Source organism: Amycolatopsis sp. WAC 01376, from assembly GCF_003947415.1.
Taxonomy (GTDB): Bacteria; Actinomycetota; Actinomycetes; order Mycobacteriales; family Pseudonocardiaceae; genus Amycolatopsis.
This window is the reverse complement of sequence record NZ_QHKL01000006.1, coordinates 119,205-131,713: the sequence shown is the minus strand read 5'-3', so window position 1 is coordinate 131,713 and position 12,509 is coordinate 119,205. Positions and strand designations below refer to the sequence as shown.

Here is a 12,509-nt window from a genome sequence, read left to right as displayed (position 1 = left end):
GGGAGGTAAAGCTCAGAACTCCGCGACGGCGGCGAGCGCCTCGGGCAGCGTGAACGCGCCGGCGTAGAGCGCCTTGCCGACGATGGAGCCCTCGACACCGTCGCGGGCCACCTCGGCCAGCGCGCGGAGATCGTCCACACTGGACACGCCGCCGGAGGCGATGACCGGCGCGTCGGTGCGGGCGGCGACTTCGCGGAGCAGGTCGATGTTCGGGCCCTGGAGGGTGCCGTCCTTGCTCACGTCGGTGACGACGTAGCGCTGCGCGCCGTCGCGGTCGAGCCGGTCGAGGACCTCCCAGAGGTCGCCGCCGTCCTGCGTCCAGCCGCGGGCGGACAGCCGGTGCCCGGCCTCGGTGATCCGCACGTCCAGCCCGATGGCGACGCGGTCGCCGTAGGAGGAGACGACCTTCGCGGTCCACTCCGGGTCCTCGAGCGCCGCGGTGCCGAGGTTGACCCGGCGGGCGCCGGTGGCCAGCGCGGCCTCCAGCGAGGCGTCGTCGCGGATGCCCCCGGACAGCTCCACCTGGACGTCCAGCTTCGCCACGACGTCGGCGAGCAGTTCACGGTTGGAGCCCTTGCCGAAGGCGGCGTCGAGGTCCACTAGATGGATCCACTCCGCACCGTCACGCTGCCAGGCGAGCGCCGCCTCCAGCGGGCTGCCATAGGAGGTTTCGGTGCCGGCCTCGCCCTGGACGAGTCGCACGGCCTGGCCATCGGCCACATCAACGGCGGGAAGGAGCGTGAAAGTCACGCGCCCACTCTAAGCGAGGGTGTTCAGCCAGTTGCGCAGCAGGTGCGCCCCGGCGTCCCCGGACTTCTCCGGGTGGAACTGCGTCGCCCACAGCGGCCCGTTCTCGACGGCGGCGACGAAGTCCTGACCGTGGTTCGCCCAGGTCACCTTGGGTTGCTGGCCGGCGAGGCCGGAGTCCAGTTCCCAGGTCCGCGCGGCATAGGAGTGCACGAAGTAGAAGCGCGTGTCCGCGTCGAGGCCGGCGAACAGTTGCGAGTCCTCCGGGGCGCGGACGGTGTTCCAGCCCATGTGCGGCAGGACGTCGGCCTCCAGTTTGTCCACCGTGCCCGGCCACTCAGCGGCACCCTCGGCCTCCACGCCGTGCTCGACCCCGCGTTCGAACAGGATCTGCATGCCGACGCAGATGCCCAGCACCGGACGGCCGCCGGCGAGGCGCTTGCCGATGAGCTTCTCGCCCGACACCGAGCGAAGCCCCTCCATGCAGGCGGAGAAGGCGCCGACACCGGGAACGACCAGGCCGTCGGCCTCGAGCGCGACATGGGGGTCGGCGGTGACCTCGACGTCGGCGCCGGCGCGCTGGACGGCGCGTTCGGCGGACCGGAGGTTGCCGGACCCGTAGTCCAGGATCACCACGCGAGGATTAGCCACCCGTCCAGGTTAGCGGACCGGGTTTTCCGCGGATTCCCCGTTTCGACCTTCACTCTTCTGGGTAATAGCGACTCCGAGTGAAGGGTCGGCGCTGGACCGCCCTGCACGGATGGAGGAACGATGCAGGACGCCGACGACCTGACCTGCCTGCTACGCGCTTGGCGCGAAGACATCGAGAGTGTGCCTTTCCCTACCTTCGCGGAGCTGCTGATTCCGGCGCAGAAGCGACGCTCCGCCCCCGATCGGACGGCCACCGCATCGGTTCAGGTGACGAAGACCACCGGATGGCGGGATCGCTGACACTCGACTCCGGTCAGGTGTGTGGTTTTCTTCTTGGGAAGATGCCCCACCGAGCCGACCAGGAGTGACCGCATGAGCAGCAGCCCGGATCCGCGCGACTTCCTCGATCTCGACGCCGAGCTCTCCGCCGAGGACCGGGCCATGCGTGACGCCGTGCGCGCCTACGCGCAGGACCAGCTTCTGCCGAACGTCGCCGAGTGGTACGAGACGGGCGCCCTGCCCGCCGCCGACCTCGCCAAGGGATTCGGGCAGCTCGGGCTGCTCGGCATGCACCTGGAGGGTTACGGCTGCGCCGGCACCAGCGCCGTCGCCTACGGCATCGCCTGCCGCGAACTGGAGGCCGTCGACTCCGGGCTGCGCAGCTTCGTCTCGGTGCAGGGTTCGCTGGCGATGTACGCGATCCACAAATGGGGCACCGAGGAGCACAAGCAGGAGTGGCTGCCGCGGATGGCCGCGGGCGAGGCGCTCGGCTGCTTCGGCCTGACCGAGCCGGACGCCGGCAGCGACCCCGGCAGCATGCGGACGCGCGCGGTGCGCGACGGCTCGGACTGGGTGCTGAGCGGTACGAAGATGTGGATCACCAACGGGACCGTGGCCGACGTCGCGGTCGTCTGGGCGCAGACCGACGAAGGCGTGCGCGGTTTCGTCGTCCCCACGGACACGCCGGGCTTCACCGCGAACGAGGTCAAGCACAAGCTGTCGTTGCGGGCCTCGCTGACCGCGGAGCTCGTGCTCGACGGCGTCCGCCTGCCGGAGTCGGCGGCGTTCCCCGAGGTCCGGGGGCTGCGCGGGCCGCTGTCCTGCCTGAACGAAGCGCGCTACGGGATCCTGTTCGGTGTCGTCGGCGCCGCTCGTTCCTGCTACGAATCCGCGCTGGAGTACACGCTGAGCCGGGAACAGTTCGGCAAGCCGCTGGCCGGGTTCCAGCTCACCCAGCGCAAGCTCGCCGACCTCGTCGTCGAGGTCAACCGCGCCGGGCTGGTCGCGCTGCGGATCGGGCGGCTCAAGGACGCCGGCACGCTGCACCACAACCACGTCAGCTTCGGCAAGCTCGCCAACGTCCGCTCCGCGCTGGAGGTCGCGAGGACCGCGCGCGGCATGCTCGGCGCCAACGGGATCTCGCTGGAGTACCCGGTGATGCGGCATATGTCGAACCTCGAAACCGTGCTGACCTACGAGGGCACCGAAGAGATGCACGCGCTCTCGCTCGGCCAGTCGGTCACCGGGCTCGCCGCCTTCCGCTGACCTCCGCGCCTGTTCAGAGGAGTTCCGCGAGTCCGGCCGGGTACAGGATCGCCTTGCCGCTCGCCACGTCGGCCATCGGCAGCCAGTGCACGCGCGCTCCGTCGTCGAGCACCACGCCGACTTCGTCGCGCTCGTAGAACGCCTTGTCCGTCAGGTCGGCGGTGAACAGGAACACGATCTCGTGTCCTGGCCTGCCTTCGTAGACGTGCACGTTCTCCAGCACGGCGATCTGCTCGACCGAGGTCAGCTCCGCCGCGAGTTCCTCCTGGAATTCGCGGTGCAGCGCCTCGGCGGCGGTCTCCCCGAACTCGATGCCGCCGCCGAGCGGGCGGTGGTAGGTCTCACCTTTGGCGTGGTCGCGGCCTTCGAACACGAGAAGGTCTTCGCCGCGGCGGATCACCCCGAGCGCCAGCGCGCGGATCTTCGTCATCCTGCTGACGCTAGCGGAGGAATTCCTTGACGGACAAGGTGATCGAGCCGGCGTCGAGGCCATGCGCGAGGTCGTGATCGGCCATTTCGCCGTAGATCCGCACTTCCGCGTCGCGCCGGACGCCGAGTGAGAGCAGCCGATGCGGCGTTTCGGGCAAGGCGTCCGACACCGCGTGCGCCGATGTGCCCGCGAGGTACGGCTCGATCAGCACGATGTCGGTGCTCCCCGTGGCCTCGACGGCCGAGCGCAGCGCGGCGGCGTCGAACGGCCGGACGGTCGAGGTGTAGAGCACGGTCAGGTCGAGATCGGCGGTCGCTTCCAGTGCCCTGTCGAGCATCGGCCCGACGGCCACCACCACCCCCCGGCCGCCTTCCCGCAGCGTCTGCATTCCCGCGCCCAGATGCGGTTTCTCGTTCTCCTGCGCGGAAAGCCGGAGGTACACCCGTCCGTTGCCGGGGATGGACTCGAGCAGCAGCCGCCGGGCTTCCTCGGGATGCCCCGGCACGTGCACGGTCCAGCCGGGCAGCGTGTCGATGAGGGCGACGTCGCCGGGCGCCTGATGCGTCCGCCCGGCGGTCGGCATGTCGTACGACGCGCCCGAGGACACCAGCACGGCACCGACGTCCTGATGCCCGAGGTCGAGTTTGACCTGTTCGAACGCCCGCTCGACGAGGAAGGACGAGAAGGTGTGGACGATCGGCCGCATCCCGGCCAGCGCCAGCCCGCCCGCGGTGCTCATCATCAGCTGTTCGCGGATGCCGACGTTGAGCACCCGGTCGGGATGTTTCCGGGCGGCGAAGGCGAGTTGTGCCGCGGAGATGTCGGCGAGCACGACGGCGACGTTCGGATCGGCGTCGAGGACCTCGGCGGTGGCGTGGAGGAACGTTTCGCGCATGTTCACGGGTTCAGGCCTTTCGCTCGACGGTCGCGACCACGGCGAGCGGCCGGTCCGGATGGGGTGTGGTGAAGGCTTCGTAGAGCGCTTCGTGATCACGGCCGTCGACGGTGCGGGTGGTCCAGCCCTCGACCTCGAACCGGCGCGCGAGCCCGCCGGGCCAGCCGTGCGTGGCCGAGGAGTTGTCGATGACGACGGCGGTCAGCTGCGGCATGCCGATGCGGCCCGCGATCGCGATGGCCTCGGCGTTGGAGCCCTCGTCGAGTTCCGCGTCGCCGACGAGGGTGACGACCTTGGCGTCGCGGAACCCCTTGGCGCGCAGGCCGAACACGGTGCCGATGGCCAGCGGGAGCCCGTGCCCGAGCGAACCGCTGGAGATCTCGGCGCCGGGAAGCCGCGCCCGATCGGGATGGTGCCCGAGCCGGGACTCGGCCGAAGTCCAGTCGGCGAGTTCTTCCTCCCGGATGAAGCCCTTCTTCGTCAGCACGGCGTAGTAGGCCATCGGACCGTGCCCTTTCGACAGCAGGAAGCGATCCCGGCCCGGATCACGGAGGTTCTCCGGGGTGATGTCGAGCACACGGTCGTAGAGCACCCACAAGACGTCCACAGTGGACTCCGCGGCGGCCTGGTGCTTCTCGTCCCCGGTCATCAACGAGATCAGCCTCGGCAGATCCTCGTAGCCGGTCTTGGTGTCAGTGGTCATGAACCGAGGTTGCAACCTCGACTTAGGTCGAAGTCAAGGCTAACCTGGCGACGTGACGAGACTGGCTGAACACTTGAGCATCGGGCAGGTCGCCGACCGCAGCGGCGTGCCCCATACGGCTTTGCGTTTCTACGAGGACAAAGGGCTGATCAGCTCGGAGCGTTCGGCGGGCAACCAACGGCGGTATTCGCGTTCGGTGCTGCGCCGGATCGCCTTCATCCGTGCCGCGCAGCGGGTCGGCCTCAGCCTGGACGACATCAGCTCGGCACTGGAGACCCTGCCCAGGGACCACGCCCCCACCAAAGCCGACTGGGCCCGCCTCTCGCGGGGATGGCAGGACGAACTCGACGCGCGGATCGACGCGTTGCAGCGCTTGCGCGACAGGCTGACCGGTTGCGTCGGCTGCGGGTGCCTTTCCCTGCGCAGCTGCGGGCTGTACAACGCCGACGACCAGATGTCCCGATTCGGCCCCGGCGCGGGGAAACTGCGCCCGGCCTCCGAGGGCGGCATCTGAATTCCGTTGCCACGCGAGTGCCGGATGTGCGTCACTGGGACGCGAAATGGACAAGAAACACCTCATCCGAGCCTCGAAACGGCTCTCACGGCATCTTCGGCACGCTCCCGGCGACATCGGGATCACCCTGACCCCCGACGGCTGGGTCGAAGTCGACACGCTCTTGGCCGCCTTGCGGCGCAACGGCTTGACCCTCACCCGCGCCGAGCTCGACGAAGTGGTCGAGGGCAACGACAAAAGACGCTTCGCCTTCGATGACGACGGCCTGCGGATCCGCGCCAGCCAGGGACACAGCGTCGCCGTCGACCTCGCGCTGCCCGCCGCCATCCCGCCGGACGTGCTCTATCACGGCACGGTTTCCCGGTTCCTCGACGCGATCATGTACGAGGGACTCCGGCCGATGAAGCGGCATGCCGTGCACCTCTCGGCGACCGTGGACACGGCGCGGACCGTCGGGGCGCGCCGCGGCGCCCCGGTCCTGCTCGCCGTGGACGCACGGCGGATGTCCGCCGCCGGACACGAATTCCAGGTGAGCGCGAACGGCGTCTGGCTCACCGCCACCGTTCCGCCGGAGTTCCTGCGCCGTCTGCCCTGATCAGACGAGACCGTTGCGCCGCAGCAGCGACAACATGCTCACGGTGAACAGCCCGTTCCACTCCAGCGCGGCGGCGGGCGAATAGCTCGTGTAGTCGACCCGCCAGCCGCCGTCGTCGTGCTGTCCGTCGGCCACCCGCCGCAGATCCGCCTCGACGACCTCCGGCCGGAAGAGCTTCCGCGCCGGGCCGCCGGGTTCCGGCGCGAAGTCGAGCGGGCGCATGGCCTCGCCCTCGATCCCGCCGCCGACGGCGACCACCCCGTCGTCCGGGACGAACCGGCCGAGTTTCTCGACCAGTCGCGTGTCGCCGAGCGCGTCCACCAGCTTCATCGCGAAGGCGAGCACGAGCGCGTGCGGCGCCTCGTCGAGCTTCTCGATCTCGTCGAGGCAGTAGCGCGTGGCCTTCGCGAGCCAGGGATGCGCGGCGACCGCGGGATCGTGCGCGGCCACGCGGTGCGCGGTGACCGCGACGATCGCGGTGATCTGCAGCGAGGAGACGGAAGAGTCCGCACTGGCCCAGAAAGGCGCGCTGCCCGCCGGGTCCGGCATCGGCAGAGCGAACGGGATACCGCCGTCCGGCAAGGAGATCGAGGTGAGCCAGTCGCACAGTTCGGCCGCCCGCGGGCTGGTCGCCGGGCCGGCGTCGGCGAAGACCTCGAAAGCGTGCAGCGCGCCGCCGGGCTGGCTGGTCGCCGAGCGGCAGTCGGGTTCGAGCCCGTGGCCGTAACCGCCGTCAGGGTTGCGGTATCCCTCCAGCGCGGCGAGCACCGCCGCCGGGTCGCCGTCGCGGTAAAGGACCTCGAAGCGCCGCTTGTCGAGCAGCCGGGCCTGGGTGGCCATGAAGGTGGCCACGCCGTTCAGATCGATGTTCATGCCTACAGGGTCGCGCGGATCGCGACGCCTGTCTTGAACACATCGGTCACGAGCGGCGGCGCGGACGGTTGTAGAGCTTGCGGCCGACGCTGAGGAGCGTTTCGCGCAGCGTCTCGTCGTCGAGCGAGGCGACCTCGGGCGAGCCGCCGGCGAGGGCGATACCGGCGAGGAGCACCTGCGCCGTGACCATCCCCAGCACGTCCGGCTCCGGGCCGACCAGGATCTCCAGCAGCCGGTTCTTGAAGCTTTCCGAGCGGTGGACGGATTTTTCGACCGCCCGCGCGATGCCGGGGTCGCTGGAGAACAGGGCGACCAGCGCCCGGTGGCGCACCACGAGGTCGACGAAGCCGTCCAGGAGATGGTCGATCTGCGCGCCGCGGGTGCGCTGGGCGCGGGCGTCGTCGACGATGCCCTCCAGCTCGCGCAGGACGGGTTCGGCGACGGACTCGGTGATCTCCGCCTTCGTCTTGAAGTGGTAGTAGACGGCCGCCTTGGTGACCCCCAGGGCGTCCGCGATCATCTGCAGCGAGGTGCCTTCCACGCCGTGTTCGGTGAACAACCCCAACGCCGTGCGCAGTAGCCGCGTGCGGGTGTCCTCCGCCTGGACGACGTCCATGTTCCCTCCTCGTTCAGCCGTCGGAGGTTACGTCAAGCGAGCCCGCCGAGCCAAACGAGTACTAGCCGTGCGGCTAGTCACACACTTGCCGATCGGCTTGTAGCACCCTAGCCGATCGGCTAGCTTGGAATGAACCTGAACGAGTGAACGGGAGACTTTCGTGGCCAGCTTCCTGTACCGACTGGGCCGGTTCTCGTTCCGGCGCCGGGCACTGGTGACGGCGGTGTGGGCCGTCCTCCTGGTGGCCCTCGGCGCGGGTGCGCTGACTCTGTCCGGCCAGCTTTCGAACTCGGTGACCATCCCCGGCACCGAGTCGCAGAAGGCGATCGACCAGCTCGCCGACCGATTCCCCGAAGCCGCCGCCGGCGGCGCGACCGCGCGTGTCGTCATCTCGACGCCCGGTGACATCACCGACGCCGGCGGACAGGCGGCGATCGCGCGCCTCGTCACGGGGCTCAAGGACGCGCCGAAGGTCGCCGGCGTGGTCGACCCGCTGCAGGCGCAGGCGATCTCGCCCGACAAGCACGTGGCGCTGGCCCAGGTCAGCTACCGCGTGCAGGGCTTCGAGCTCACCGACGCCGACCGTGACGGCCTGATGGCCGCGGCGGATTCCGCCAAGGCCGCCGGGTACACGGTGGAGTTCGGCGGTGACGCCGTCCAGGCGATGCCCGCCACGAACGCCACCGAAGGCCTCGGTGTCGCCGTCGCCGCCGTCGTCCTGATCATCACCTTCGGCTCGCTGCTCGCGGCCGGGATCCCGCTGCTGACCGCGCTCATCGGCGTCGGCATCGGCATGGCGGGCATCACGACGGCGTCCGGTTTCCTCGAACTGAACACGAACACGCCGGTGCTCGCGCTGATGATCGGCCTCGCCGTCGGCATCGACTACGCGCTCTTCATCGTCTCCCGCTATCGGCACGAACTGACGATCGGCCGAGATCCGGAGGAAGCCGCCGGACGCGCCACCGGCACGGCGGGCTCCGCCGTGGTGTTCGCCGGGCTGACCGTGATCATCGCGCTGGCCGGCCTGACCGTCGTCGGCATCCCGTTCCTCGGCGAGATGGGCGTCGCCGCGGCGATCACCGTCGCCATCGCGGTCGTCATCGCGCTGACCCTGCTGCCCGCCATCCTCGGGTTCGCGGGCGGCAAACTGGCGGGTGGCAAGATCCGCCTGCGCCGCAAGGAAAACGCGACGACGCACGGCGAGCGCTGGGCACGTTTCGTGGCCCGGCACCGGATCCCGGTGCTGATCGCCGCGATCGCCGGGCTCGCGATCGTCGCCGTGCCCGCCGCGAGCATGCAGCTCGGCCTGCCGAACGACAGCACCGCCGCGCCGGACACCACCCAGCGCAAGGCCTACGACACCGTCGCCCGCAGCTTCGGCGAAGGCGCGAACGGACCGCTCGTGATCGTCGTCGACCTCGCGGGCAGCACCGACCGCCAGGCCGCGCTCCAGCAGGCGGCCACGGATATCGGCGGCCTCCCCGAACGCCCGATCGTCACGCCGCCGAAGGTCAACCGGGCCGGTGACCTGGCGCTGCTGACCGTCATCCCGAAGAGCGGCCCGAGCAGCACCGCGACCGAAGACCTCGTCAGCGACATCCGCGGCCTGAACGCGAAACTGGGCACGGCCACCGGCGCCTCGCTGGCGGTGACCGGCCAGACCGCGGCCAACATCGACGTCTCGGAGAAACTCGCCGACGCGATGCTGCCCTATCTCGCGCTGATCGTCGGGCTCGCGTTCCTGTTGCTGATGCTGGTGTTCCGGTCGATCGTGGTCCCGCTGAAGGCGACGCTGGGCTTCCTCGGCTCCGTGGTCGCGACGTTCGGCGCCGTGGTGGCGGTGTTCCAGTGGGGCTGGCTCACCGACCTGCTCGGGGTGAAGACGACCGGGCCGATCATGAGCATGCTGCCGATCCTGCTGATCGGTGTACTGTTCGGGCTCGCGATGGACTACCAGGTGTTCCTGGTGACGCGGATGCGGGAGGAATACGTCCACGGCGCCGACCCGCAGCAGGCGATGGTCACCGGCTTCCGGCACGGCTCCCGCGTCGTGGTCGCCGCCGCGTTGATCATGATCAGCGTGTTCGCCGGATTCGTCCTCGCGGAGTCCTCACTGATCCAGTCGATCGGGTTCGCGCTGGCCTTCGGCGTGCTCGTCGACGCGTTCGTGATCCGGATGACCATCGTGCCGGCACTGATGTCCCTGCTCGGACGCGGTGCCTGGTGGCTGCCGAAGTGGCTGGACCGGGTACTGCCGGACGTCGACGTCGAAGGCGAGAAGCTCGCGAAGCAGCTGGACGCTCCTGACGAGCGGGAGCTGGTCGACGCCTCGAAGTAGCGCCGTTGAAGGTTGCGAAAGCCACTTTCGCAACATGCCACGTTTGCCTTACCCCTCAATGAGTACGGGCCCCCTTCACTGCGCTGGACGCCAGGGTGGACGCCGGCGGGGCTTCAGTGTCCACAAGGGACACCGCCGGGCGATTGAGTGTCCGATTGCTTCCGCTATGTACGTTTCTGCGGGGGGTCGTGAGTGATAATGAGGGTTAGAACAACCCAAATCACCCACGACCCCCTCGCGAAACCGTGCAAGTCACCCAAATCGGGCGCAGTCAAGAGTCAGGTGAGGCTCCTTGCCCGGGTCCACCACGTACTCAGGCGAGCGCCGCGCGGGCCTCTCCCAGTGCGAAGCCGAGCAGGTTCAGGCCGCGCCAGCGTTCCGCGTTCTCGACCTGCGGGTGGTCGGCGGCGATCCCGATCCCCCAGATGGCGTCGAGCGGGCTGGCCTCGACCAGCACACGGTTCTTGGTTCCGAGCAGGAAGTCGCGCAGTTCCGGGTGCTGCCCGAACTTCGCGATCGTTCCGTCGACGACGATGCCGTAGCGCTCGTCTTCCCAGCGGCCCTGCTCGAATCCCCGCACTTCGCGGCCCAGCGCCTTGGCCTCACGCGGATGCCGGGAGCCGAGGATTCGCGCCGCGCTCTCGGCGTCGTCGAACAGAACGGCTTTGCGCCACATCATGTAGTGCTCGGCCGTCGAGAAGGTTTCGCCGTCGGCGGCGAACCGGGCGGGCCACCACTGGCTGAAGCATTCCGGCCCGATCGTGCCGTCACGCCGGGGCTGATGGCCCCAGAAGAACAGGAACTTGACGCGGCTCCCCGATCGCTGGAGCCGGACGACCTCGGCGACCGAGCGCGGGTTTCCGGACATGCCGGACAGCATGCTCGCCGTCGTCGCGGCGCGCAGCCGAATTACCGGACAGCGCTCAGGCGAGCCAGGCGATGGCGCCGCCGATGGCCAGCACCGCGCCGATCCCCAGCACGACGGCCATGAACTTGACGCTCTTCCAGGTCGCGTAGACGCCGCCGATCAGGAAGCCGCCGAGCGCGAACAGCAGCACAGCGATGGTCGTGTTACTCACGACCGCCACCCTGCCACACGTCCGCCACCGCAACCGCGCCGGGCCGGGCCTTGCCCTCGCGACCGGGCACGGCTAACGTACAACCACATGGTTGTACTTCTGGAGGAGAGCGAGGAGTCGCTCAACCAGCTGTTCCGCGCCTTGGCCGACGGCACGCGCCGCGACATCCTGGCGCGGGCGATCGCGGAAGCGCCGTCGGTGTCCGACCTCGCCGCGCGGTACGAGATGAGTTTCGCCGCCGTGCAAAAGCACGTCGCAGTGCTGGAGCGCGCGGGTCTCGTGCGCAAACGTGCCAACGGCCGTGAGCAGCTGGTCTCGACCGACCGCGCGCGGCTCCAGCGCGCCGGCGAACTTCTCGACTCCTACGAAGTCCTTTGGCGCCAACGTGTGGCGCAGCTCGACGATGTCCTGCGGGAAGGAAACTGACGATGCCGATCACCTCGGTCACCAAAGACCCCGAACAGCTCAGCCTCACCCTCGTGGCGGACTTCCCCGTTCCCCGAAAACGCCTTTGGGAGGCTTGGGCCGATCCACGGCAACTCGAGCGCTTTTGGGGGCCACCTTTCGCGCCCGCCACCTTCACCCATCACGATTTCCGGGTCGGCGGCCGCGCCGAGTACTTCCTGTCCGGGCCGAACGGGGAGAAATGGGCCAACTCGTGGAAGTTCACCGCGGTGAACCCCATCGACTCGTTCGAGGCGGAAGACGGTGAAGACAACGCCGCGGACGAGGACATGCCTTCCTCGATGACGTTCTCCTTCGAGACGACACCGACGGGGTCGCGCCTGATCCACGTCACGCGGTTTTCCAGTGTCGAAGCCATGGAGAAGACGATTCCGGGGATGGAAGAGGGATTCCGCGCGGCGTTGCCCCAACTCGACGCACTGCTGGAGGCGTAATGAGAAAACTCAAGATCATCGAACACGTCTCGCTCGACGGCGTGATCCAGCACTCCACCGATGAGAATGGCTTCCCTTACAGCGGCTGGAACATGCCCTATCGGACACCCGAAGGCCGGGACGCCGTCACGGCCGCGCACGGTGAAGCCTTCGACCTGCTGCTCGGCCGCCGCACCTACGACATCTGGTCGGACTACTGGCCGGACGCACCGAGCGATCCGCTCGCCGACCGGCTCAAGGCGGCGACGAAGTATGTCGTCACCCACCGGCCGGAAAGCCTGAAATGGGGCCCGTTCGAAGGGCTCGGCCCGAACGTCGCCGAGGACGTCCGCCGGATCAAGGCTCAAGACGGCCCCGACCTCGTTCTCTCGGGCAGCTCCACCCTGACCTCGACGCTGCTCGAAAACGGCCTCGCGGACGAGGTCCTGCTGGCCGTCTACCCGCTCCTTTTGGGCACAGGCAAGCGTTTCTTCGCGGACGGAACCCCGGCACAGTCCTTGGAGTTCACCGGCACCACCGCGACCCCCTCCGGCGTGCTCCTCAACACCTACAAGCCCGCCGGACGCATTTAGTCCTCTGGATGCGGTAGTTGCACACGCAAGGAACGCATCCAGAGGACTA

Annotated in this window: 17 protein-coding genes; 8 read left to right on the top strand and 9 right to left on the bottom strand. The window is 69.0% G+C overall.

Annotation, left to right across the window (positions count from 1 at the left end):
* Positions 1-12: 12 nt before the first annotated feature.
* Together priA and hisH are read right to left on the bottom strand one after the other, a co-directional pair.
* Complete coding sequence (gene priA / locus DMH03_RS27505) at positions 13-750, bottom strand: bifunctional 1-(5-phosphoribosyl)-5-((5-phosphoribosylamino)methylideneamino)imidazole-4-carboxamide isomerase/phosphoribosylanthranilate isomerase PriA (protein WP_125794903.1); 738 nt, start codon at positions 748-750, stop codon at positions 13-15.
* Positions 751-759: 9 nt separating this feature from the next.
* Positions 760-1,383, bottom strand: a complete 624-nt coding sequence (hisH, locus tag DMH03_RS27500; protein WP_125795429.1) for an imidazole glycerol phosphate synthase subunit HisH — start codon at positions 1,381-1,383, stop codon at positions 760-762.
* 135 nt (positions 1,384-1,518) lie between these two features.
* Between hisH and DMH03_RS27495 the strand changes: the two genes are divergently transcribed.
* Positions 1,519-1,698 (top strand): hypothetical protein, encoded by a 180-nt coding sequence (locus DMH03_RS27495; RefSeq protein ID WP_125794902.1) that lies wholly within the window; start codon positions 1,519-1,521, stop codon positions 1,696-1,698.
* A gap of 72 nt (positions 1,699-1,770) precedes the next feature.
* Positions 1,771-2,943, top strand: coding sequence for an acyl-CoA dehydrogenase family protein (locus tag DMH03_RS27490; protein ID WP_125794901.1), 1,173 nt, complete (start codon positions 1,771-1,773; stop codon positions 2,941-2,943).
* 13 nt (positions 2,944-2,956) lie between these two features.
* Here the strand turns inward: DMH03_RS27490 and DMH03_RS27485 are convergent, their stop codons facing one another.
* The 3 genes from DMH03_RS27485 to DMH03_RS27475 are packed head-to-tail and all read right to left on the bottom strand — an operon-like array spanning position 2,957 to position 4,971.
* Entirely contained in the window at positions 2,957-3,373 is a 417-nt protein-coding gene (locus DMH03_RS27485; protein WP_125789648.1) for an NUDIX hydrolase, read from the bottom strand.
* Positions 3,374-3,383: 10 nt separating this feature from the next.
* On the bottom strand, positions 3,384-4,274 hold the full coding sequence (locus DMH03_RS27480; protein ID WP_125794900.1) for a transketolase family protein: 891 nt from the start codon (positions 4,272-4,274) through the stop codon (positions 3,384-3,386).
* A gap of 4 nt (positions 4,275-4,278) precedes the next feature.
* Positions 4,279-4,971, bottom strand: coding sequence for a transketolase (locus tag DMH03_RS27475; protein WP_125794899.1), 693 nt, complete (start codon positions 4,969-4,971; stop codon positions 4,279-4,281).
* Between the two features lie 52 nt (positions 4,972-5,023).
* Between DMH03_RS27475 and soxR the strand changes: the two genes are divergently transcribed.
* Both soxR and DMH03_RS27465 read left to right on the top strand, forming a co-directional pair.
* Complete coding sequence (soxR, locus tag DMH03_RS27470) at positions 5,024-5,485, top strand: redox-sensitive transcriptional activator SoxR (RefSeq protein WP_125794898.1); 462 nt, start codon at positions 5,024-5,026, stop codon at positions 5,483-5,485.
* 46 nt (positions 5,486-5,531) lie between these two features.
* Positions 5,532-6,080 (top strand): RNA 2'-phosphotransferase, encoded by a 549-nt coding sequence (locus DMH03_RS27465; protein WP_125794897.1) that lies wholly within the window; start codon positions 5,532-5,534, stop codon positions 6,078-6,080.
* On the opposite strand, the gene DMH03_RS27460 is transcribed toward DMH03_RS27465, so the two are convergent.
* Together DMH03_RS27460 and DMH03_RS27455 are read right to left on the bottom strand one after the other, a co-directional pair.
* Positions 6,081-6,953, bottom strand: a complete 873-nt coding sequence (locus DMH03_RS27460) for a hypothetical protein (protein ID WP_125794896.1) — start codon at positions 6,951-6,953, stop codon at positions 6,081-6,083. It abuts the gene before it with no gap.
* A 46-nt stretch (positions 6,954-6,999) separates the two neighbouring features.
* Complete coding sequence (locus DMH03_RS27455; RefSeq protein WP_125794895.1) at positions 7,000-7,569, bottom strand: TetR/AcrR family transcriptional regulator; 570 nt, start codon at positions 7,567-7,569, stop codon at positions 7,000-7,002.
* Between the two features lie 160 nt (positions 7,570-7,729).
* Between DMH03_RS27455 and DMH03_RS27450 the strand changes: the two genes are divergently transcribed.
* Complete coding sequence (locus tag DMH03_RS27450) at positions 7,730-9,910, top strand: MMPL family transporter (protein ID WP_125794894.1); 2,181 nt, start codon at positions 7,730-7,732, stop codon at positions 9,908-9,910.
* A gap of 313 nt (positions 9,911-10,223) precedes the next feature.
* Here DMH03_RS27450 and DMH03_RS27445 read toward each other — a convergent pair whose 3' ends face one another.
* A complete protein-coding gene (locus DMH03_RS27445) occupies positions 10,224-10,778 on the bottom strand; it encodes an NADAR family protein (protein ID WP_233611674.1) in 555 nt (184 codons plus the stop codon).
* A gap of 55 nt (positions 10,779-10,833) precedes the next feature.
* The gene (locus DMH03_RS42395) at positions 10,834-10,989 is read right to left on the bottom strand and encodes a hypothetical protein (RefSeq protein ID WP_167373564.1); all 156 of its coding nucleotides are present in this window, start codon (positions 10,987-10,989) and stop codon (positions 10,834-10,836) included.
* 87 nt (positions 10,990-11,076) lie between these two features.
* Between DMH03_RS42395 and DMH03_RS27440 the strand changes: the two genes are divergently transcribed.
* From DMH03_RS27440 to DMH03_RS27430, 3 genes are read left to right on the top strand one after another with little or no spacing between them, the layout of a single operon-like run.
* Positions 11,077-11,415: a helix-turn-helix transcriptional regulator gene (locus tag DMH03_RS27440; protein WP_125794892.1), complete on the top strand. Its 339-nt coding sequence runs from the start codon at positions 11,077-11,079 to the stop codon at positions 11,413-11,415.
* Between the two features lie 2 nt (positions 11,416-11,417).
* On the top strand, positions 11,418-11,888 hold the full coding sequence (locus DMH03_RS27435) for an SRPBCC domain-containing protein (RefSeq protein ID WP_233611673.1): 471 nt from the start codon (positions 11,418-11,420) through the stop codon (positions 11,886-11,888).
* Positions 11,888-12,460 (top strand): dihydrofolate reductase family protein, encoded by a 573-nt coding sequence (locus tag DMH03_RS27430; RefSeq protein WP_125794891.1) that lies wholly within the window; start codon positions 11,888-11,890, stop codon positions 12,458-12,460. The genes DMH03_RS27435 and DMH03_RS27430 overlap by 1 nt, the downstream gene beginning before the upstream one ends.
* Positions 12,461-12,509 lie beyond the last annotated feature (49 nt).

Excerpts from the sequence above, each read along its gene's own strand:
- DMH03_RS27435 (WP_233611673.1), top strand. The coding sequence starts at position 11,418 with ATGCCGATCACCTCGGTCACCAAAGACCCCGAACAGCTCAGCCTCACC.
- DMH03_RS27465 (WP_125794897.1), top strand. The coding sequence starts at position 5,532 with ATGGACAAGAAACACCTCATCCGAGCCTCGAAACGGCTCTCACGGCAT.
- DMH03_RS27490 (WP_125794901.1), top strand. The coding sequence starts at position 1,771 with ATGAGCAGCAGCCCGGATCCGCGCGACTTCCTCGATCTCGACGCCGAG.
- DMH03_RS27430 (WP_125794891.1), top strand. The coding sequence starts at position 11,888 with ATGAGAAAACTCAAGATCATCGAACACGTCTCGCTCGACGGCGTGATC.
- DMH03_RS27485 (WP_125789648.1), bottom strand. The coding sequence starts at position 3,373 with ATGACGAAGATCCGCGCGCTGGCGCTCGGGGTGATCCGCCGCGGCGAA.
- DMH03_RS27495 (WP_125794902.1), top strand. The coding sequence starts at position 1,519 with ATGCAGGACGCCGACGACCTGACCTGCCTGCTACGCGCTTGGCGCGAA.
- DMH03_RS27455 (WP_125794895.1), bottom strand. The coding sequence starts at position 7,569 with ATGGACGTCGTCCAGGCGGAGGACACCCGCACGCGGCTACTGCGCACG.
- DMH03_RS27460 (WP_125794896.1), bottom strand. The coding sequence starts at position 6,953 with ATGAACATCGATCTGAACGGCGTGGCCACCTTCATGGCCACCCAGGCC.
- DMH03_RS27475 (WP_125794899.1), bottom strand. The coding sequence starts at position 4,971 with ATGACCACTGACACCAAGACCGGCTACGAGGATCTGCCGAGGCTGATC.
- DMH03_RS27440 (WP_125794892.1), top strand. The coding sequence starts at position 11,077 with ATGGTTGTACTTCTGGAGGAGAGCGAGGAGTCGCTCAACCAGCTGTTC.
- DMH03_RS27445 (WP_233611674.1), bottom strand. The coding sequence starts at position 10,778 with ATGTCCGGAAACCCGCGCTCGGTCGCCGAGGTCGTCCGGCTCCAGCGA.